This window comes from Macrococcus equipercicus (genome assembly GCF_004359525.2).
In the GTDB taxonomy this organism is placed as follows: Bacteria; Bacillota; Bacilli; order Staphylococcales; family Staphylococcaceae; genus Macrococcus; species Macrococcus equipercicus.
In genome coordinates this window covers 383,167-403,898 of sequence record NZ_SCWC02000001.1, presented here as the reverse complement: position 1 = coordinate 403,898, position 20,732 = coordinate 383,167, and the positions used below count along the sequence as shown (strand labels likewise).

Annotated in this window: 23 protein-coding genes; 5 read left to right on the top strand and 18 right to left on the bottom strand. The window is 43.5% G+C overall.

Annotated features, from left to right (window positions below; translation table 11 throughout):
- Positions 1–38: 38 nt before the first annotated feature.
- The 5 genes from ERX35_RS02055 to cyoE are packed head-to-tail and all read right to left on the bottom strand — an operon-like array spanning position 39 to position 5,042.
- Complete coding sequence (locus tag ERX35_RS02055; protein WP_149458238.1) at positions 39–473, bottom strand: cytochrome C oxidase subunit IV family protein; 435 nt, start codon at positions 471–473, stop codon at positions 39–41.
- Complete coding sequence (locus ERX35_RS02050) at positions 473–1,102, bottom strand: cytochrome c oxidase subunit 3 (protein ID WP_149458237.1); 630 nt, start codon at positions 1,100–1,102, stop codon at positions 473–475. Before ERX35_RS02050 ends, ERX35_RS02055 begins: the two co-directional genes overlap by 1 nt.
- Complete coding sequence (locus ERX35_RS02045; protein WP_149458236.1) at positions 1,102–3,003, bottom strand: cytochrome c oxidase subunit I; 1,902 nt, start codon at positions 3,001–3,003, stop codon at positions 1,102–1,104. The genes ERX35_RS02050 and ERX35_RS02045 overlap by 1 nt, the downstream gene beginning before the upstream one ends.
- Before the next feature lie 22 nt (positions 3,004–3,025).
- Positions 3,026–4,090: a cytochrome c oxidase subunit II gene (gene coxB, locus ERX35_RS02040; RefSeq protein ID WP_149458235.1), complete on the bottom strand. Its 1,065-nt coding sequence runs from the start codon at positions 4,088–4,090 to the stop codon at positions 3,026–3,028.
- Between the two features lie 31 nt (positions 4,091–4,121).
- Positions 4,122–5,042 (bottom strand): heme o synthase, encoded by a 921-nt coding sequence (gene cyoE, locus ERX35_RS02035; protein WP_149458234.1) that lies wholly within the window; start codon positions 5,040–5,042, stop codon positions 4,122–4,124.
- A 279-nt stretch (positions 5,043–5,321) separates the two neighbouring features.
- Here cyoE and ERX35_RS02030 point away from each other — a divergent pair, with 279 nt between their 5' ends.
- Complete coding sequence (locus tag ERX35_RS02030) at positions 5,322–6,233, top strand: COX15/CtaA family protein (protein WP_149458233.1); 912 nt, start codon at positions 5,322–5,324, stop codon at positions 6,231–6,233.
- A 148-nt stretch (positions 6,234–6,381) separates the two neighbouring features.
- Here ERX35_RS02030 and ERX35_RS02025 read toward each other — a convergent pair whose 3' ends face one another.
- Together ERX35_RS02025 and ERX35_RS02020 are read right to left on the bottom strand one after the other, a co-directional pair.
- The gene (locus ERX35_RS02025) at positions 6,382–7,575 is read right to left on the bottom strand and encodes an FtsW/RodA/SpoVE family cell cycle protein (protein ID WP_149458349.1); all 1,194 of its coding nucleotides are present in this window, start codon (positions 7,573–7,575) and stop codon (positions 6,382–6,384) included.
- A 55-nt stretch (positions 7,576–7,630) separates the two neighbouring features.
- Positions 7,631–7,903: an Fpa/YlaN family protein gene (locus ERX35_RS02020; protein ID WP_149458232.1), complete on the bottom strand. Its 273-nt coding sequence runs from the start codon at positions 7,901–7,903 to the stop codon at positions 7,631–7,633.
- A 118-nt stretch (positions 7,904–8,021) separates the two neighbouring features.
- Between ERX35_RS02020 and ERX35_RS02015 the strand changes: the two genes are divergently transcribed.
- On the top strand, positions 8,022–8,498 hold the full coding sequence (locus tag ERX35_RS02015) for a hypothetical protein (RefSeq protein ID WP_149458348.1): 477 nt from the start codon (positions 8,022–8,024) through the stop codon (positions 8,496–8,498).
- A 60-nt stretch (positions 8,499–8,558) separates the two neighbouring features.
- Here the strand turns inward: ERX35_RS02015 and ERX35_RS02010 are convergent, their stop codons facing one another.
- Together ERX35_RS02010 and typA are read right to left on the bottom strand one after the other, a co-directional pair.
- Positions 8,559–8,903: a YlaH-like family protein gene (locus ERX35_RS02010; RefSeq protein WP_149458231.1), complete on the bottom strand. Its 345-nt coding sequence runs from the start codon at positions 8,901–8,903 to the stop codon at positions 8,559–8,561.
- 4 nt (positions 8,904–8,907) lie between these two features.
- Entirely contained in the window at positions 8,908–10,752 is a 1,845-nt protein-coding gene (gene typA / locus ERX35_RS02005; RefSeq protein WP_149458230.1) for a translational GTPase TypA, read from the bottom strand.
- A gap of 87 nt (positions 10,753–10,839) precedes the next feature.
- Between typA and ERX35_RS02000 the strand changes: the two genes are divergently transcribed.
- Together ERX35_RS02000 and ERX35_RS01995 are read left to right on the top strand one after the other, a co-directional pair.
- Positions 10,840–11,025 (top strand): DUF5325 family protein, encoded by a 186-nt coding sequence (locus ERX35_RS02000; RefSeq protein ID WP_149458229.1) that lies wholly within the window; start codon positions 10,840–10,842, stop codon positions 11,023–11,025.
- Between the two features lie 157 nt (positions 11,026–11,182).
- Entirely contained in the window at positions 11,183–12,085 is a 903-nt protein-coding gene (locus tag ERX35_RS01995) for a hypothetical protein (RefSeq protein ID WP_149458228.1), read from the top strand.
- Here ERX35_RS01995 and ERX35_RS01990 read toward each other — a convergent pair.
- Positions 12,061–12,882, bottom strand: a complete 822-nt coding sequence (locus tag ERX35_RS01990; RefSeq protein ID WP_149458227.1) for an inositol monophosphatase family protein — start codon at positions 12,880–12,882, stop codon at positions 12,061–12,063. The genes ERX35_RS01995 and ERX35_RS01990 overlap by 25 nt on opposite strands.
- Positions 12,883–12,985: 103 nt before the next feature.
- Between ERX35_RS01990 and ERX35_RS01985 the strand changes: the two genes are divergently transcribed.
- Positions 12,986–13,594 carry a YktB family protein gene (locus ERX35_RS01985; RefSeq protein ID WP_149458226.1) on the top strand — a complete coding sequence of 203 codons (609 nt, stop codon included), beginning with the start codon at positions 12,986–12,988 and terminating at the stop codon, positions 13,592–13,594.
- Positions 13,595–13,657: 63 nt separating this feature from the next.
- On the opposite strand, the gene ERX35_RS01980 is transcribed toward ERX35_RS01985, so the two are convergent.
- The 8 genes from ERX35_RS01980 to lpdA all read right to left on the bottom strand — a co-directional run bounded on the left by ERX35_RS01980 (position 13,658) and on the right by lpdA (position 20,732).
- Complete coding sequence (locus ERX35_RS01980) at positions 13,658–14,461, bottom strand: DUF4064 domain-containing protein (protein ID WP_149458225.1); 804 nt, start codon at positions 14,459–14,461, stop codon at positions 13,658–13,660.
- 71 nt (positions 14,462–14,532) lie between these two features.
- Complete coding sequence (locus ERX35_RS01975; protein ID WP_149458224.1) at positions 14,533–15,606, bottom strand: ABC transporter substrate-binding protein; 1,074 nt, start codon at positions 15,604–15,606, stop codon at positions 14,533–14,535.
- Positions 15,603–16,415, bottom strand: coding sequence for an ABC transporter permease (locus ERX35_RS01970; protein WP_149458223.1), 813 nt, complete (start codon positions 16,413–16,415; stop codon positions 15,603–15,605). Before ERX35_RS01970 ends, ERX35_RS01975 begins: the two co-directional genes overlap by 4 nt.
- Complete coding sequence (locus ERX35_RS01965) at positions 16,412–17,218, bottom strand: ABC transporter permease (protein WP_149458222.1); 807 nt, start codon at positions 17,216–17,218, stop codon at positions 16,412–16,414. The genes ERX35_RS01970 and ERX35_RS01965 overlap by 4 nt, the downstream gene beginning before the upstream one ends.
- Positions 17,215–18,300 carry an ABC transporter ATP-binding protein gene (locus tag ERX35_RS01960; RefSeq protein WP_149458221.1) on the bottom strand — a complete coding sequence of 362 codons (1,086 nt, stop codon included), beginning with the start codon at positions 18,298–18,300 and terminating at the stop codon, positions 17,215–17,217. Before ERX35_RS01960 ends, ERX35_RS01965 begins: the two co-directional genes overlap by 4 nt.
- Before the next feature lie 9 nt (positions 18,301–18,309).
- The gene (locus ERX35_RS01955) at positions 18,310–18,852 is read right to left on the bottom strand and encodes a helix-turn-helix domain-containing protein (protein ID WP_149458220.1); all 543 of its coding nucleotides are present in this window, start codon (positions 18,850–18,852) and stop codon (positions 18,310–18,312) included.
- Between the two features lie 102 nt (positions 18,853–18,954).
- A complete protein-coding gene (locus ERX35_RS01950; protein ID WP_149458219.1) occupies positions 18,955–19,254 on the bottom strand; it encodes a UPF0223 family protein in 300 nt (99 codons plus the stop codon).
- A 71-nt stretch (positions 19,255–19,325) separates the two neighbouring features.
- Positions 19,326–20,732, bottom strand: a complete 1,407-nt coding sequence (gene lpdA, locus ERX35_RS01945) for a dihydrolipoyl dehydrogenase (RefSeq protein WP_149458218.1) — start codon at positions 20,730–20,732, stop codon at positions 19,326–19,328.

Genomic DNA, 20,732 nt, shown 5'->3' with positions numbered 1-20,732 from the left:
TTAAAAACACCGCTGACAAGTCAGCGGTGTTTTTGTTGTTATTTCAGCGGTGAACCTAACCACATTAAGTAGAGCGCAGTGACGACGAATGTCATCGCAAGGAACATACCGAAAAGCATGAACAGCTTAGCAATATCATGTCCTTTATGCTTCATGTGCATGAAGTAGAAGAACTGAAGAATAACCTGTATTAACGCCAGTAATAAAATGACTGGCAGTACAAAATCTTTGCTTAAGCCGGCTGCAGTCATTGCAAAGGCAATGAACGTCAAGAAAATCATGACAGCGAATGTAGTGACCTGCATTCTCATTTCTTCTGTTCTTACGCGTTTATCGTACTCAAATCTTGCTCGGTTGAACACGGGTGCATGAACCGCTGCACTGTGTGTTTCAACAGTGTCTACGTCTCTTACTTTCACATGTTCAGTGACCTGCTGTTCGTTGATTACTCGTTTGTTTTCGTGATTTGTCATTATCCCAGCACCCCTAACAAGTAAACTACTGTAAAGATGAATACCCAAACAACGTCAATGAAATGCCAGTATAGAGAAACTGTATTGAATTTAGCAGCGTTATATACTGACAAGCCGCGAGAATTGTTTCTGACAACCAGCAGGATCATCCAGACAAGTCCGATTAATACGTGGGCACCATGTGTTCCGACTAAGAAGTAGAACGCACTACCGAACGCGCTTGATCTGAACGTATGACCTTGATGAATATATTCAGTGAACTCATAGATTTCAAGAGCCAGAAAGCCGAAGCCCAGTAAAATCGTGATGATAAACCATAATCTCATCTTACCGAAGTTATAGTTTTTCATGTGGTAAATAGCATAGACACTTGTCAGTGACGATGTTAACAGTAACATCGTCATAACAAATGCGAGTGGTAAGTGGAATAACTGTTTTGCTAATAAGTGTTCCTGGTTAGGTACATGGTCTTTCAGTGTCAAGTAAGTTGCAAACAATGAAGCGAACAATGCTGTCTCACCGCCCAGGAAAACCCAGAAGCCGGTCAGTTTGTTCTTTCCTTCCATCGATGCAGTTTCAGGATGGCTCGGCCATCTTTCAGCCGTTATTGGTTCTTCTACATGTGCCATTATTTCACACCTCTTTCATACTCAATTAACTCTTCTTTGGAGATATGGTAACCATGATCATCCATAAGAGAACGAGCAATCATTCCGCCCGCTGTAATCGCAAGGCCAAGGCCGATGATGAAAGGAGCCCATGGCTGTACTGGTAATTCCTTAACTGCTTCAATTGCCCAGTCTTTACCATCAGCGAAATACAAGGCACCGAATGCTGCTACAAATAATCCGAGTGATTGGATAAACGGAATAATTGAATTGTTAGGCATATGGATTTCACCTAAAGATTCAGCCGGTAAGATTTTACCGTCGCCTTTAGTTTTCTCCAGCCAGAATGCATCTAAACCGCGTACTAATGGTGTTTGAGCAAAGTTATAGAATGGCACTGGTTGTGGTAATGACCATTCAAGCGTACGACCGTCGCCCCATGCATCGCGACCAACGCGAGGTGCTTTAGCGAATGTCATGATGATGTTGATTACTGTAATAATCACTGCTACGGCCATTGTTAAAGCACCGATAGTAGAAATCATGTTGAATAAGTCATAGCCTTGTCCTGGTAAGTATGTGAAGACACGTCTTGGCATACCCCATAGACCAAGGAAATGCTGTACTAAGAATGTTAAGTGGAAACCTGTGAAGAACAGGACAAAAGCAATTTTGCCCAGCTTATCGCTCAGCATCTTACCGAACATTAACGGCCAGTAGAAGTGAAGACCTGCCAGTAAGGCAAACACGACACCACCGACGATAACATAGTGGAAATGCGCAACGATGAAATACGTATCATGGAACTGGTAATCCGCTGGAGCAGAAGCCTGCATGATACCTGTAACCCCACCCATTACGAATGAAGGGATAAACGCTAGTGCATAAAGCATAGGTGTCGTAAATTCAACACTACCGCCCCAGACAGTTAACAGCCAGTTGAAGACTTTAACCCCTGTTGGTACTGCAATCGCCATTGTTGCTAAGGCGAAGATGGCATTCGCTGTCGGTCCAAGACCTACTGTGAACATATGGTGCGCCCACACCATGAAGCCAAGGAAACCAATCAGTACAGTGGCAAATACCATTGCTGAGTAACCGAACAATCTTTTACGTGAGAATGTCGGGATGATTTCTGAGAAAATACCAAATGCCGGTAAGATTAAGATATATACTTCCGGGTGACCGAAAATCCAGAATAAGTGTTCCCAGATAATCGTGTTACCACCTTGAGAGACAATGAAGAATCCTGTACCGAACATTCTATCGAAAATCAGTAAGAATAAACCGATAGTCAGTGGTGGAAATGCGAAGACGATTAGTGCACTGGCAACGAATGTTGTCCAGGTGAATAGCGGCATACGCATGTATGTCATACCTGGTGCTCTCATATTAACAATGGTTACAAGGAAGTTAATCCCGGCAATCAATGTTCCGGCACCAGAAATCTGTAAACCTAATGCATAGAAGTCAATACCATGACCTGCTGATGCCAGTGAAAGTGAAGCGTATGATGTCCAGCCGGCATCAGGTGCGCCGCCAAGTAACCATGATAAGTTCAGGAAGATTCCGCCGAAGAAGAATAACCAGAAACCTAATGCATTCAAGAATGGGAATGCAACGTCACGCGCACCGATTTGCAGCGGCACGACCGCATTCATAAATGCGAATAACAAAGGCATTGCTGCAAGGAAAATCATTGTAGTACCATGCATTGTAATGATCTGGTTGAATAGACCTGCTGATACAAAGTCGTTTTCCGGTACTGCCAGCTGGATACGAATGAACATCGCTTCCAGACCACCCATAGCGAAGAACAACCCACCCATAATCAAGTAAAGAATCGCAATTTTTTTGTGGTCAACAGTGGTCAAGTAATCCTTGACTGTTGCCCCAAATCCTCTTTTAGTCTGTGTAGACAATTGTGTAACCTCCCTTTAAACTTTAGTTCCCGACTTTTCGTTCCATTAAGTATTTCGCTAATGCATCGATATCGCTGTCAGAAACTTTGTACTGCCCAGCCATTTTATTTCCTGGTTTAACACTGTCTGGATCTTTGATCCATTTTTTCAAGTTCTCTTCGTTGTGAGTGAGGACACCGGCGATTCTTGTTCTATCACCGAATTCTGTTAAGTTAGGACCTTTTGACCCTACACCGGTCGGCGTTACGGCGTGACATCCTGCACATGACTGCTTGAAGACTTTTTCCCCGTCTTTAGCGTCGCTGCTTGAGGCTACCGGTTTTTTAACTGCCTGCATATCGCTGACCCATTTATCGAATTCAGCTTCAGGAAGCGCTCTAACTTTGAAGTCCATCAATGCGTGAGAAGGACCGCATAACTCTGTACATTTACCATAGAACATATTGTTTGCTTCTTTAGCTTTCTTGTCATCAAAAATCAAATAGAATTTATTGATGTTTTCTACGTTCGTATCTAGTTTACCGCCGACAGCTGGAATCCAGAATGAGTGTTTAACATCTGCTGAATGCAGACGGAAGTATACTTTTTTGTCAGTCGGTACAACAAGTTCCTGAGCAGTGACAATCTTCTGGTTCGGATATTCAAACTCCCACCAGTACTGATGCGATGTCACATTGACAATCATCTGCTTGTTCTCACCTTTAGAGTTTACTTTGTCCATTGCTCTGACATCTGCAAGTTTAAAAGTAAGTAAGACAGTCGGCACTGCAAGGATGATCAGCAGGATAATCGGGAACAGCGTCCAGATGATTTCCAGCTTCATATTTCCGTGTACTTGTTTCGGCATAAAGTTTTCGCCAAGTTTACTACGTCTGCTGCGTAAAATCGCTAAGATGAAGACAACGATCACGACAATAATGACGAAGAGCATGATGAAGATAGAGAGCATCATCAAGTCGAATTGTTCTTTTGCTACTTCACCTGCTGGACGAAGTGTTGATAAGTAAGGCTTGCCACACCCTGCCAGCGTCATTACCAGCACAAAAATCAGGCTAAACAATTTTAAGTTCTTCAAATTGTTTTTCATTAAAATAAACCCCTCTTTCACTCATTCATTATTAAATCATTTGAACTAAAGTAACTACCACTATCATAACAAAAAAGAGCATTAAATAGTTTAAAGAATAAATAAACATTTTCATTGCCCATTTCTCTTCATTCAGTCCTTTTCGGAAGCCTGACAGTGCCAGACCTAACCAGCCCAGATTGAGAAGAGAAGCTAATACGACGAAGACCGTTCCTAACTCTCCCATGAACAGCGGCGCAGGAATCAGCGCAAGCACCCATAACAGCATGCCTAGTCGAGTGCGGCTGAATCCTTTGACTGCCGGCAGCATCGGTATGCCTGCCAGACGATATTCTTCTTGACGCTTAATGGCAAGTGCATAGAAATGAGCAGGTTGCCAGGCAAACATAATAATAAATAGCATCCACGCTGTCTTTGACAATGACGGATCGATGCATGCCCAGCCGATTAATGGCGGCACAGCACCTGGAAAACTACCTACAATAGTGTTTGACACTAAATGACGTTTAGACCAGACGGAATAAAGGACGACATAGCCGAAAACCCCGAGAAAACCGATGACGCCTGTAGTTGTATTGATCATAAACAGCATGATCTCACCTGTAACAATGAGAAGGACAGCCAGCTTTAAAATACTGGCGCTGCTTATTTTACCGGTGACGCTCGGTCTGTTCATCTTGCTCGGCATTAATGCATCTATATCCTGATCATAAAAATTATTTAATGCACAACTCCCACCCATAATCAAAGTCGACCCTAAAAGCATCGTAATGACTTCTGGCATGCTGCCTAGAAATGATTGCCCGGTCATCACAATGGCAAGCCATGCTGCAGCGAATGTAGGAATCAAGTTACCTTGTACAAGCCCAAGTTTTATAATCGCTTTAACGTCTTTAATTGTTAACTTCTCATCAGCCACTGTAATGTCTCTGATGATCGTTTCATTTTGCATATCCACCCTCCTTTAGCACTACTGACGCATATAATAACAATAATAAATCAAAAACGTCACATTTTCTATACCATTTAAAAATAAAATTATGACATTTTCTCCTTGAACAGCTGCTGTCAAAGTTCATGGATGTGACACATTTACATATGAGAATCACTGTTATACTATTATTTAAGTGTATGTGTGGCAATTCGTTCTGATTCTCTTTTATTCTACCATATGTACTTATAACTTATAACTTGAATTTTAATGATTGTGATGATTATAGAGGTGAATTTAGTGTTAAAAGAAAAGAATTTAAAATGGCTGTCAGTATTCACGACTATATTGATGCTGATTGTCCAGATCGGCGGGGCGCTCGTAACTAAAACCGGCTCTGCTGACGGCTGCGGTAAATCATGGCCGCTCTGTCATGGTCAGTTTGTCCCTACGCAAATCCCGAAAGAAACATTGATTGAGCTCGCCCATCGCGGCGTTTCAGGGCTCGCTCTAATTTCTGTGACATGGCTGGTCATATTAAGCATTAAATATCTCGGCCATAAAAGAGAAACAAAATTTCTCTGCTTTATGAGTATCGCTTTTATCTTTGCCCAGGCATTGATCGGTGCGGCCGCTGTCATGTGGCAGCAGAACAATTTCATTCTGGCGCTTCACTTCGGAATTTCACTCATCAGCTTCAGCTCGGTATTTCTTTTAACGCTTATAATATTCGAGGTGGATCAGAAATTCGATGCGACGCAGATCGTCATTAAAAACCATTTGCGCTATCATACAATCGCCATCACCTGCTACATTTATCTTGTCATCTATAGCGGTGCTCTTGTCAGACATGCTCAGGCCAGTCTTGCCTGCCTCAGCTGGCCGTTATGCAGGCGCGGCACTTTCGCGCTGCCCGCTAACTTCTATGAGTGGGTGCAGATGAGCCACCGGACTCTTGCTGCTATTCTTTTTTTCTGGCTGCTCTATTTGTTCATTCATGCAGTGCGTCATTATCGACAGTACCGGGTGATTAAATTTGGCTATACTATCGCTTTCGCTTTAGTCTGCCTGCAGGTGACGACCGGCGCCTTGAGCGTCCTGACGATGCTGAATTTGAATATCGCGCTTTTACATGCCTTGTTTATCACATTGTTATTCGGCTTGCTATGCTACTTTATTCTACTGATATCAAGAGCCCGACTAAGAAGCTGAATAAATCCCCGCGGCCCAGGAAGGACCGCGGGGATTTATTATGATGCTGTCTTATATGAATAACTTGTTTTTATCAACCGGGATATGGGCAGGATCAGCCTATTCATTATACCTTTGATTTTAAAGAACGCCAAAATGACACATACAGCTATTTATTTTCCGCTTCCTGCTTGACGTGCTTGGAAGCCATCAGCAGCAGGCCGACTGCTATTGAAAGACTGAGCATACTTGAACCACCGTAACTGAGAAACGGCAGCGGCACACCTGTCAGCGGAATCAGCCCCGAGACACCGGCCATGTTGATGAACGTCTGGATACCGATATAACTTGCCACACCGACGCAGATCAGTTTATAAAACAGCGATTTGGCAAGTGCGGCATAGAGAAAACCTTTGTAGACGATAAAGAACAGCAGAAAAATAACCACTAGCACGCCGACAAGGCCGAGCTCCTCAGCGATAACCGCAAAAATGAAATCGGTATGCGGCTCGGGCAGATAACCAAGCTTCATAATCCCGTTACCGAGCCCTCTGCCGAATAATCCGCCATTACCGATAGCAAGCAGTGAGTTGGACAGCTGATAGCCGATCCCGCTTTCGTCCTTGAATGGATTCTGCAGCACTTCAAACCGCTGCGACTGGTGCTTCAGCAGCAAATGCCCGGTAAATAAATAAGTACCCAGCATAATCAGTCCGGTCACACCACCGACAATAGCCGCCATGATCATCATCGGCTTAAAAGCAATTCCGGCATACAAGAAGATGCAGGCAATAATCATCATGATCAGCATCATCGAACCAAAGTCAGGCTGCAGCAGGACAAGCCCTGAACAGAGACCGATCAAAACTAAAGGTGCCAGCAGATCGACGCTCATCTTGCTTAAGTTTTTCTTTTTGTCATAAATATAGGCAAGGTAGATGATGGTCACTATCTTCAAGAACTCAGAAGGCTGCAGACTCATCACTCCTAAGTTGATCCAGCTCTTTGCCCCGTTGATTTCTGTCCCTGCAATCAATGTCAGCAGCAGTATAAAAAGCATGACCACAATCGCGAACTGCTGGAAGCGCTTGTTTTTAATGATATTGATATGCATGAAGTAAGCCATAAAAAACACGATACCGAATCCGAGAATCACAGCGAACAATTGACGCACGTAGAAATAAGTAGAACTGACCGGACCGCTGCCGCCTGTCAGCATCCCTCTCGGCCCTGCCACAATACTGGCGCTGTAGATCATCACAAGACCGATCAGACAAAGAGCCACATAGGAAATCAACAATGTAAAATCAACATATTTCGAATACACTCTTATGTAATCAATAAATCTTTTAAGCTGGTACATCAATTCAATCACTCAATTCTAATAAAAAATAGTCTAAAGCGCCGGCTCTAGACTTCTATACATTCGTAAAAGCATCATGCAGCTTGGACAGTTCTTTTTCCAGACTGGACAGCAGTGCTTTCCCTACTTCTCTATCAATAAGACCCACTTTGACCGCAAAATCCACTTCACGGCTCAAACCAAACATCTGGGTATCCAGAACTTCTTCGTATAGCGGACATTGGGGCATTGTTAAGTTATCCATCTGCACTTTGATCAATTGCAGGATTTTATCTGCATCTTGATGTAGCTGGTCATATGCCTGTTGTTTATAATTCACTTCCTGCATAGACATACACCCCCGTTTATCATTCTATAATATAAAATTCTATATGAGCACCCGCTAAAAATCAAGCAAAATAGTGCTGTCCTTATGTTAGAATGGCTATGAAGGAGTGAATGAAATGATTATTCAGATTAAAGGCAATGTAAAGTTCCCTATCACACTCGATCCATCCACATGGATATTCGATGATAGAAAAGTCACTGTTGAAGAAATGGAACAAGGGAAGAAGACCGGAGTGGCACCGATCAAGTTCAAGGACAACCGGGAATGGAACCGTGATATTTTAGAAGGTGCTTCAAAACCGCCGACATTAAACTCTGAAAAGAAGTTCAAAAAGCAGGCACTGCTTGAAGGAACATTCGTCATCAATATGGAACCATTCTTTGTCAATGCGGAACCCGGGGAAGATGCAGCTGTCATCGCCCTGTCTAATGAAGAAACGACTGAAGAAATCGCACTGACTGATTTGACTGATCTTTACTTCCAGTTCTCAAAAGAAGGTAAACGCCTGTATCAAGACGGCATGGTCGATGCATTTGTCTATAATAACGGCTATAAGCAGCGCATCAATCATGTGACTGCTATCACTATTAAATAAGTGCTGAGCGCGACTCATTTAAAACTACACATAAAAAAGGAGACCTTTCGGTCTCCTTTTTTAGTTCGCAGTATGCTGTCTTTCTTTATGCAGTCGGTAGCGGTAAAGTCCGAGGACAATCGCCGCGATGATCAGACTTTCCCCGACCGGCAGAAATACTGCCAGGAAGTTCAGTATGATGCAGCCGAGAAACAGCATAATATAGATGACAACATTCTGCCAGAGCTTTAACTTTCTTGCAAATCCAAGGTTGTAGACGACAGCACTCAATATAAAGATGGCTATCAGCAAATACCACATTCCTGTACCCGGATGTTTGTCGACCTGAAATAATTTTGCCAGAAATGACATACGTTCGTCAGGATTCACGCTTACGCCTTTTGCCATCGCCAGAACAAAATTCATAGGATCACTCCTGTTCCTGTAATGCCGCTTTTTGCTTCTTCTGTTCTCTTTCGCGCTGCGCTTTATCCAATGTTTTCTTTCTCAGACGAATCGATTCAGGTGTGACTTCAAGCAGCTCGTCATCATTTAAGTACTCGAGCGCTTCTTCTAACGTCATGATACGAGGTTTTTTCATCGTCGTTGTCGCTTCTTTAGTCGCAGAACGGATGTTGTTTGCCGCTTTTACTTTTGTGATGTTGACCGTTAAGTCGTTGTCGCGTGAGTTTTCGCCGACAATCATGCCTTCATAGACTTCTGTTCCTGGTTCCATGAAGTTAGTCCCACGGTCTTCAAGGGCAAGAATCGCATAAGTACTCGCTACCCCTTTATCCATCGATACTAATACACCATTATGACGGCCGCCGATACGTCCTTTTAACAATGGACGGTATTCATCGAATGTATGGTTTAAAATACCATAGCCGCGTGTCATTGACATGAACTCAGTACGGTAACCGATCAATCCACGTGCCGGTACATTGAAGATCAGACGTGTCTGGCCGTTACCCGTATTAATCATATCGACCATTTCGCCTTTACGAGTACCCAGCGATTCGATGACTGACCCTGTATTTTCCTCAGGTACATCAATCTGCACGCGCTCGTATGGCTCATATTTCTTGCCGTCAATTTCTTTGACGATCACTTGTGGTTTAGAAACCTGCAGTTCAAATCCTTCACGGCGCATATTCTCGATGAGAATGGACAAGTGAAGTTCACCACGGCCTGATACAGTCCATGAGTCTGGTCCGACCGCTTCAACACGCAGTGATACATCTGTTTCAAGCTGAGATTCCAGACGGTCCTGGATATTTCTTGCTGTCACAAATTTACCTTCCTTACCTGCAAATGGAGAGTTGTTGACAGAGAATGTCATCTGCAGTGTCGGCTCATCGATGCGAAGAACAGGCAATGCTTCCTGATGATCAACAGGTGTCACTGTTTCACCGACGTTGATATCTTCCATACCAGATACGGCAATCAAGTCACCCGGATATGCTTTTTCAATTTCTACACGGCGCAGACCAAAGAAACCAAAGATTTTAGTGACACGGAAGTTTTTGACTGTTCCGTCAATCTTGATCAATGATACTTGCTGACCGACTTCCATCGTCCCGCGGAATACCCGGCCGATACCGATACGACCTACATAGTCGTTGTAGTCCAGAAGCGCAACCTGGAACTGCAGCGGTTCCTCGCGGTTATCAACTGGTGCAGGCACGTAGTCAAGAATGGTTTCATACAGGCTCTGCATGTTCTCATCCTGAGCCTCTGCATTAAGGCTGGCAGTACCATTAATGGCACTCGCGTAAACAACCGGGAAATCAAGCTGTTCGTCGTTAGCATCGAGCTCGATGAACAGGTCATATACTTCGTCAAGCACTTCAGCAGGACGTGCTGATGGTTTGTCAATTTTATTGACGACGACGACTGGTTTTAAGTTCTGCTCCAGTGCTTTCTTAAGAACGAAACGCGTCTGCGGCATTGTTCCTTCGTAAGCATCAACAACAAGCACTACACCATCAACCATACGCATAATACGTTCAACTTCACCACCGAAGTCCGCGTGTCCTGGTGTATCAAGAATGTTAATACGTGTTCCTTTATAGTCAATCGCTGTATTTTTCGCTAAAATCGTAATACCACGTTCTCTTTCCAGATCATTTGAATCCATCGCACGTTCTTCCACATGCTCGTTTTCACGGAAAATTCCGGATTGTTTAAGTAATTCATCTACTAATGTCGTTTTACCATGGTCGACGTGGGCGATTATGGCAATATTACGTACATCTTCTCTAAAGTTTGGCATATTGTATCCCTTTCACATGTACAGTTTATTATCTAACTGTGATATTATAGCATATATAACTCATATTTTCTATAAAGAGAGGTTTCTATGAAAAAAAGCAAATCCATATTTCTGTTCCTTGCGATTATGGCAGTGATCATGCTGATCGTCATTAGTGCGGGTATTGCTGAAGGCAGTATTCTCACTGTGATCATCGGCCTCCTGCTGTTTATCTCGATTTTCGGTATCGGCTTCACCCAGAAAAAAAAGTACAGAGAAAACGGCTGGCTGTAATTTTTGCTGAAAACTCATATTATCTCTGCAGAATTTGAAGAAAAAGCATCATTTCTTAAGAAATGGATGCTTTTTCTTTATTTTTCATTAAAATCTGCAAGTTGCACTTTGTCTCTTTTCATTTTAAATTTTAATCATCAAATGAAAGGAGCACATTATGATCATTAAAGCACGAAGAAATTATAAGCAGGTTGAACTGCTGGAAGCACTCAAACACCGGACAGATTTAACGTCTCATCAGCTTGATCTGCTGCGTCATCTGAAAGAGACGACACTGCTCGAGCAGCATTTTGAGTTATACCTCAGCGCACTGGATATGGACAACATCGATGTCATCTGGCAGTTCAACTATTCGGATTATCACCAGGACGCCCTGATCAATCTCGTTCTTATTTCAAATGACGGAATTTATTTGTTCAAGCTGAATAATTATTCCGGCCTGCACTATATCAATCATCACGGCATGCTGGCTGACTACTTCACGGATGAAGTCAAAATTGATCTTGTCCATCTGAACTGTGTCAAATACAGTATTTACAATATACTGGATCCCCGCTTAAAACAGCTGCCTATCATCATTAAATGCGTCTGCCTGAATGACCGCTTCGCACTGGACGGTCATGCCTCCAAGCAGCACTTTCTATTCAAGAATGATATCGCGGCGTATCTGAGTCAGATTAAAGGCAGCCATAAAAAAAAAACGAGAATTATTGCTGAGATGATTCATGATTTCCATCACGTCTCAGACAATATCTCGTTTCAATCAGTTAAAAAAGGACTGCGCTGCCCGTCCTGTCAACTCATCAGTGACTTTAACTGCCACCAGCGGCTGTTCCTCTGCCTGTCGTGCCGGACTATCATTTCAATTGATCAGTTATTTGTACAGGCGGCAAAAGAGTACTTATTAATCTATCCTGACAGAAAAATGACCAAATCCGCGATGTATCAATGGTGCAACAAAAAAATCCCGCCTGCTAAAATAGCACTGCTATTGAAACAGCATTTTAAAAATGAGGGGCGGACGAAAGGCACCTATTATCTAGAGCTGAACATTCCTTGATGCAGTTCTGTCAGTTCTTTCTCATAACGACTTAAATAGCCGCTGACAATTTCACGGTGCAGCTGCTGGTTTGCGACTATGATGGAGTTCGATTGCAGCGGATGGAGCGTTTCCCCCATCTGATTGCTGACAACAGCACCTGTTTCTTCAGCGATAATCATACCGCCTGCAAAATCCCAGGGGTGAAGCCGGAGTGTCATATAACTGTCGACAATTCCGGCCGCGACAAATACAAAGTCCAGTGCCGCCGACCCATAGCTCCGTGCGCTTCTTGCATCTTTGACAATCGGTGTATAAACATCTTTTATCCAGTCTTTCGTCAGCCAGTTGGGATTCAAGGAAATAATTGACCGTTTAAGTGTTGTATCGGCTAGTGCTCCCAGCTTCATGTCATTTAAATAAGCGCCTTCACCCGCAATGGCATGATAAAGATTATCATTCATCACATCATAGACAAGACCCGCATATTTCTCGCCGTCTTTAAAGATGCCGATTGAAATAGCAAAGTTCTGCTGCTGATGGACGAAGTTCAATGTGCCGTCAATCGGATCGATGATCCAGACGACACCGTCCAGCGTATCGACTTCCTTACCATGGCCTTCTTCACCGATGATATGATGATCCGGATACGCTTGATTGATGCGCTCGACGAGCAGCTGTTCCGTTTCTTTATCCATATTTGTCACCAAGTCGTTCGGATTCGACTTGGTTTCAATCGTCAGCTCCAGCGCCAGTTTGTTTTTTATATTTTGACCTGCTTCATAGATGATCTGCTCTGCAAATTCATAAATCGTCATGTCGATTCCTCCCTGCAATAGTTTCATTATACATGACCGAACAGCCAATAAAAATTTATTCAACCTGCCTCTTATGATAAAATTAATGTGAATGGAGGGTATCATGGCTAACTATCATTTTACGACAAAAGATTTTGAAGTTTTTAATATTGACGGGCTTGAGCCAAGAATGGCAGCATTGATTGACCATATCAGGCCGAAGCTGAACAACCTCGGGACACATATGAGCGCATTTCTCACAGAACATACAGGTGACGTCTATTATCCGCATGTCGCTAAACATTTAAGACGTAAGACCAATCCGCCGAATGATACATGGGTCGCTTTTGCCACTCATAAACGCGGTTATAAGATGCTGCCCCATTTCCAGATCGGTCTATTCGGCTCGCATGCCTTCGTGCTGTACGGCGTCATTTATGAATCCCCTGAAAAAGCGAATGTAGCGGAGCTCTGGCAGCAGAAACAGCAGACACTACGCGCGCTGCCTGAAGACTTCATTATGAAGAAAGACCATATGAAGGAAGATTATACATTGATGCGCGATGTCACTGATGAAGAACTGACGGCTGCTGTCCGGCGCCTTAAAGAAGTTAAAAAAGGTGAACTGCTGTTCGGTAAAGTATATCCGCCGGAACACCCGGCCTTAAAGTCTGACCAGGCATTCATCAATGAACTTGAAGAGACGTTCCTTAAACTGATCGACTTACAATAATCGATTCACCTATAAAAAGAGAGTATGCCTGCTGGACTTACCAGATGCATACTCTCTTTATTATCAATCTCTGTTGTTCATGCGGTTGTTATAATTCTCACGGCGTTCAATCATCGCATCTTTTGTTTTATCGACGTATTTGACGCGGTCTCTATAAGCCTCTGATTCCTGCTGTACCGTGCCATGTTCTTGAGTCCCTGGTTCAACCGTCTCATTGCGGCGTCCAGTCGTATCGACATAATCTGCAAGCTGTTCGGTCGCCGGTTGACTCGTTGTTCGGGGCTCATAGTTGTCGTTGCGTTCACGGTCAAGCGATTCATCACGGTCAACGTAGACAGGTGCGGCTTCACGATGACGGTCATATGTGTCACAGCGATTATCATCGTGATAATCGTCGTTACGGATAACTTTGTTTTTTCTGATGAACAATAAAATAGCGGCAATCAGGAAGAACAAAGGAATCCAGAAAATAGCGAACATCGGTAATGTCAGTAATCCAGCAAGTAACAGCAGGACTCCCGCCGCTATTCTGTTCTTCATGGATAACAGGCCGATCAGACCGAGAATTAACGGCAGTGCCATGTAAGCAAGAACGTACCAGCCGGCCTTCAATATTAAATGGACGAATTCCTGCGGTGTCAAATTATTGTTCGCCATAAAGTCTCCGATTTGAGGATTGGAGGTGATCTGACGTTCTAATTCTGATGTCGCAGATTCCATGAAGTTCGGATCATTGCCCGATACTAAAAGACTATAAAGTATAAAACCTGCGATAGCGAGCAGTGTCAACCAGGCAAGCCATCCGAATATTTTTTCGGGTATTCGGCTGACAGGTCGAACTGTCTGTGTATATTCTCTTTTTACCATAAATTCATCTCCTTAATCCATGTCGTTACTTCTCCATTACCCTGATGCCTGTATGGTTAATCATTTAACAGTCACTTCAGTGACATTTTGAACTTCAGGAACAGCTCGTTATACTCACCTATTTTTTCCTGACCCAGGTCTTCGTATACTTCGAGCTTATCTTTGACTGCTTGAGAAGGATAGAAGCGTTTGTCTTCTCTCACTTTCTTATCCAGCAGCTGATAACTTTTCATGTTCGGTGTGGCATAGCCGACCCACTCCGTGTTCTGTCTGCCATTTTTCTCGTCAAGCAGGAAATTGATGAACTTATGGGCACCTTCCACGTTTTGGGCTGTCTTCGGAATGACCATGTTGTCAAACCATAAGTTGGAGCCTTCTTTCGGGACGACAAAATCAAGATTTTCATTTTCCGTCATGATATCTGCCCCCATGCCGCTCCAGACGACTGCCACATCCGCTTCTTTCTGGACCATCATCGTATTGATCTCATCACCGACGACCCCTTTGACGTTAGGTGACAGCTTTTCGAGCTTTTCTTCTGCCCGCTTCAGCTTCGCAGTATTCGTCTCATTCAGCGATTCACCCATGCTGTTCAACGCAAATCCGATACCTTCACGGGCGCCGTCGACGATTAACACGTTATTTTTCAGTCGTTTATTCCATAAGCTGTTCCAGCTGGAGAAATCAATTCCTTTTGTGGCTTTCGGGTTATAGAGAATCCCTACCGTCCCCCAGAAATACGGCACTGAATATTTGTTCTCTTTATCAAAGTCAAGATTCATAAACGATGGGTCGATATTTTTCAAGTTAGGAAGCTGCTTGTGATCGATCGGAATCAGCAGATTATCATCGGCCATCTTCTGGATCGCATATTCACTCGGGACAGCGATATCGTAATGCGTACCGCCATTTTTAATTTTAGCGAGCATAGACTCGTTGGAGTCAAACGTTTCATAGATGACGCGGATACCTGTCTCTTTTTCAAACTTTTTAAGCAGGGCAGGGTCCATGTACTCACCCCAGTTATAGACGTAGAGGACATTCCCTTTACCGGCTTTCGGCGATGGATCAATAAACCTTGTGGAAAACAGCAGCAGCACCGCAATGAGCAGTGATACACCGATTAACTGCAGCAATCGTCTCATTTTAATACCCCCGCTTTCACTCTTCTACGGCGTTCTCGTCCGGTCGACAGGAAATAATAAATGATAATGATGATCATGACAATCAGGAAGAGCAACGTCGATAATGCATTGATCTCCATCGATATACCTTTTCGTGCCATTGAGTAAATCTCAACGGACAGCACACTGAACCCGTTACCTGTCACAAAGAAACTGACCGTGAAATCGTCCAGCGAATAAGTCAGCGCCATAAAGAAGCCTGCGACAGCACCCGGCATAATATGCGGAATAATGACCCGGGACAACGTCTGATACGTTGAAGCGCCCAGGTCGGTCGCCGCATTAATCATGGACTGCTTCATATCGTAGAGCTTCGGCAGCACCATCAGCACGACAATCGGCACACAGAAGGCGATATGAGACACGAGGACTGACCAGAAGCCAAGGCCGAGACCTGTATAGTGACCGATAACCGTGAACAGAATGAGGAATGAGGAACCGATGACGACGTCGGAACTGACCATTAAAATATTGTTCAATGTCAACAATCCGATTTTCAGCTGTTTATTGCGCATATAGTGAATCCCTAATGCGCCAAAGACGCCAATCAGCGTTGAAATGCTCGCTGCAATTAATGCGACGGCAATCGTGTTCATGATAATAACAAGCAGCCGCTTGTTCTCAAAAACCGCCTTATAATGATCGAGCGTAAAGCCTTTAAAGTGATTCATATTGCCGGCTGCATTAAAAGAATAATACATCAGAAAGAAAATCGGGAAATAGAGCAGCAATAAAGCGGCAGCGAGAAATAATTTGGCCTGTAGCTTCATCGGTTGTCCCTGCTTTCTTTATTGGTTTTAGTGATGACCATAACGAGTGCCATGGCCAGTATTAAGAAGACTGCTATTGTTGAGCCCATGCCGTAATTCTGCGTCACTAAAAACTGCTCTTCTATTGCCGTTCCTAAATTGACCACCTTGTTGCCGGCGATTAACCGCGTGATCATGAACAGGCTGAGCGCAGGAATAAAAGTGACCTGAATACCTGTTTTAACCCCTTCCCACGACAGCGGCATAATGACTTTCCTGAATGTTGTCCACTGGTCAGCCCCTAAGTCACGAGAAGCCTGCAGCAAGTTTTCCGGAATTTCATCCATGCTGTTAAAGATCGGGAGAATCATGAAGGGAATGTAAATATAGACGGAGACAATAATAAATGCCGCGTCCGTAAACAGCAGCTGTGATGCCGGCAGGTGCAGAGCACGCATGACGTCATTGACTGTGCCTTCTTTACTCAGTATGCCGATAAAAGCGTATGTTTTCAGCAGCAGATTGATCCATGTCGGCAAAATAATCAGCAGCAGCCAGAACTGCTTATTTTTAGTATTTCTCAGCGCAAGCGCCACTGGGTAGGCAATAATAAGGCAGATCACTGTAATGATCAGCGCATAGAAAAAAGACGATAATGTCATATCCAGATAGACTGGTGACAAAAAGTTCCGGTAGTTCTCAAGCGTAAAGTGATTGTCCATATCTTTAAAGCTCGTATAGCAGATCATCACGACCGGCATGATGATAAACAGGACAATCCACAGCAGATAAGGAATCAGAAAATAATTTTTGGCCCGACTCATGCGTTGACCTCATAAGACTCAATACGCGCATCAAACTCTTCTTCTGTCTCACCCGGCAGCATAATATGCACGGCCCGCTCATCAAATGTCAGTCCGACCGCTTCACCGATAGGCGCAGGTCTTGTCGAGTGACAGATCCATTCATGGCCGGTCGCATCGTACAGACAAATTTCATAATGGACGCCCCTGAACAGCTGAGAATCAACCCGCGCCGTCAATTTGCCGTTATCCACAGTCGTGATCTCAAGGTCCTCCGGCCGGATGACGATGTCAACCTGCGCATTCGCCGCAAATCCTTTATCGACGCACGTATAATCATTCCCATGAATATTCACGACATAATCTCTGACCATATAACCTTCAACGATATTGGATTCGCCGATGAAATCAGCCACATATTTATTGACCGGCTCATCATAAATATCATGCGGTGTGCCACTTTGTTCAATACGACCATTGCGCATAACAAAAATATAATCACTCATCGCGAGCGCTTCTTCCTGGTCATGTGTGACGAAGATGAATGTAATACCGAGGCGCCGCTGAATTTCCCGCAGTTCATACTGCATTTCAGTTCTCAGCTTCAGATCAAGGGCACTCAGTGGTTCATCGAGAAGAATGACTTCAGGTTCGTTGACGATGGCTCTCGCAATTGCGACACGCTGCCGCTGTCCCCCGCTCATCTCATCAATACGGCGTTTTTCATAGCCTTCCAGTTTAACGAGTTTCAAGGCATCTTTCACTTTAGCAGCAATGTCAGCCTTACTCGCCTTTTTGATGCGCAGACCGAAAGCCACATTCTCATAGACATCCAAGTGAGGAAATAAGGCATAATCCTGAAAGACCGTGTTCACCTGGCGTTTGTTCGCCGGCACGTCATTAATACGTTGTCCAGCAAAATAAACATCGCCGGATGTCGGTTTCTCGAATCCTGCGATCAGTCTGAGAATCGTTGTTTTGCCGCAGCCGGATGGACCGAGCAGCGTATAAAACTTGCCTTGTTCAATGTCAAAATTGATATGATCAAGCACTTGATTACCATCATATACTTTTGAGATATTGTCAAATGTGATGAACTTCATACGTTCCTCCTATAAATATGATTCTGTCGCAACAATAAGCACTTCTGCCTCCTGCTGCTCTGCATTGAACAGCTGATGAGATTCATTGGCTTTAAAGTAAAAGCTTTCCCCGGTCCGTGCCTTGTATTCTTTTCTGCCGATTCTGATGGATGCACAGCCTTTCAGTACATACATAAAGCTCTCTGATAACGAAGGCTCAAACTTCTTATATTCAGCGCCTGACTTCAGCGTGATTATGACCGGTTCCATATCATATTCATTAGAATCCGGTACAAGCCAGTTGATGATATAGCCGTCGTCATATTCATCATATAACGTCTGCTCACTTTTCGGATAGTAAATTTTCTGCTGATAGAGCGTCTCATTAAAAAAGTCACCTGGCTCTGAGCCGAGCACTTCTAGAATGTTGAAGAATGTCTCCATCGACGGAGAACATAGATTGCGTTCAAGCTGTGAAATGTAACCTTTCGACAAATCGGTGCGTTCGCCGAGTTCTTCCTGCGTCAAGTTTTTTTGGCGTCGAAGATCTTTGATTTTCTTTCCTATATCCATATGACACCTCAGTTTGTTTAATATATATAAACTAAAAGTTTAATATAATAATAAATTACCAAAAATGAGGCGAGAAAACAACATAATACTCAATTTTATGGCTTAAAGTTTAGGATGATGCTGTTTTATTATGATAGATTTCGGATTGTCTTTCTTCAGCGCTTCTTTCATCGCTTTAACAACGATATAACCGTCATAGCCTGATGCTTTTTTAAAGTCCTTATAAATAGTATTTTCTTCTGCTTTTCCAGGGACGACGTGTTTAAAACGCTGATACCGGTCGTTCATTAAGGCCGGATCAATTTTTGATTCATAAGCTTCTTCGATACATGATAGAAAGTTAACGACATCAACCATTTCCTCCGGGCTCCAGCTTAAATCAATCGGATAACTATATTCCATTTCATTTCCTCCTTAAAAAAACGCCATTCTATAATAGAATAGCGTTTTCCGATATTTTTTTAAACCTAAAATTACATTGTGTGGATTGGGTGTCCAATTGCCACTTCAGCAGCTTCCATTGAAATCTCACCTAATGTCGGGTGCGCATGGATTGTCATTGCCATATCTTCAGCAGTCATCCCTGTTTCGATCGCTAAACCAAGTTCAGCAATGATGTCAGAAGCACCAGCGCCGGCAACTTGAGCACCGATCAACAGGCCGTCTTCTTTTAATGAGATCAATTTAACGAAACCGTCAGTCGCATTGATAGATAATGCACGGCCATTAGCTGCGAATGGGAATTTAGAAGCTTTGATCTCCAATCCTTCTTCTTTAGCCATTGCTTCAGTGTAACCTACAGTTGCCAGTTCAGGCTCAGTGAAACATACTGCAGGAATTGCTAAGTAATCCACTTCTGATTTTTCACCAGAAATTGCTTCAGCAGCAATTTTAGCCTCATAAGATGCTTTATGAGCAAGTGGAGGACCAGCAACGATATCACCGATTGCAAAGATATTGTCTACTGATGTACGGCCTTGTTTGTCCACGTCAATAAGACCGCGGTCAGACATTTTTAAGCCAAGCTCTTCCAGACCAAGTTCATCTGTATTAGGACGACGTCCAACAGTCACTAAGCAGTAATCCGCTTCCACTGTTTTAGTTTCGCCGGCAGCTTCATAAGTCACTTTAACACCGTTTTCTGATTCTTCAGCTGATTTAGCCATCGCTTCAGTAACGATTTCAACGCCTTTAGCTTTCAGGCCTTTTTTAACGATTTGAGTCATTTGTTTCTCGAAACCGCCTAAAATATCTTTCGCACCTTCTAAAATTGTTACTTTAGTGCCAAAGTTAGCATAAGCTGTTCCAAGCTCTGAACCGATATATCCGCCACCGACTACAACTAAGCTTTCAGGAATTTCCTGAAGTGCAAGTGCGCCTGTAGAATCGATAACACGCTTGTTGAATTTGAAGTTAGGAATTTCGATCGGGCGAGAACCTGTTGCGATGATCGCGTTTTTGAACGTATAAGTTTGTGAAGATTTTTCAGTCATCACTTTCAGGTTGTTCTGATCGACGAAGTACGCTTCCCCTTGAACAACTTCTACTTTACGGCCTTTAAGCAATGAACCGACGCCGCCTGTCAATTTGTTAACAACGCTGTTTTTGAATTCCTGAACTTTAGTGAAATCTACTGTGACGTTGTCAGCAGAAATACCCATGTCTTCAGAATGTTTCGCTGTTTCATAGCGGTGTGAAGCTGATAATAAAGCTTTTGAAGGGATACATCCGACGTTCAGACATACACCGCCAAGAGAAGCTTTCTCAACGATTGTTACTTTTTGACCTAATTGTGCTGCACGAATTGCTGCAACATAACCGCCAGGACCTGCACCGATAATTATAGTATCTGTTTCAATTGGAAAATCGCCTACTACCAT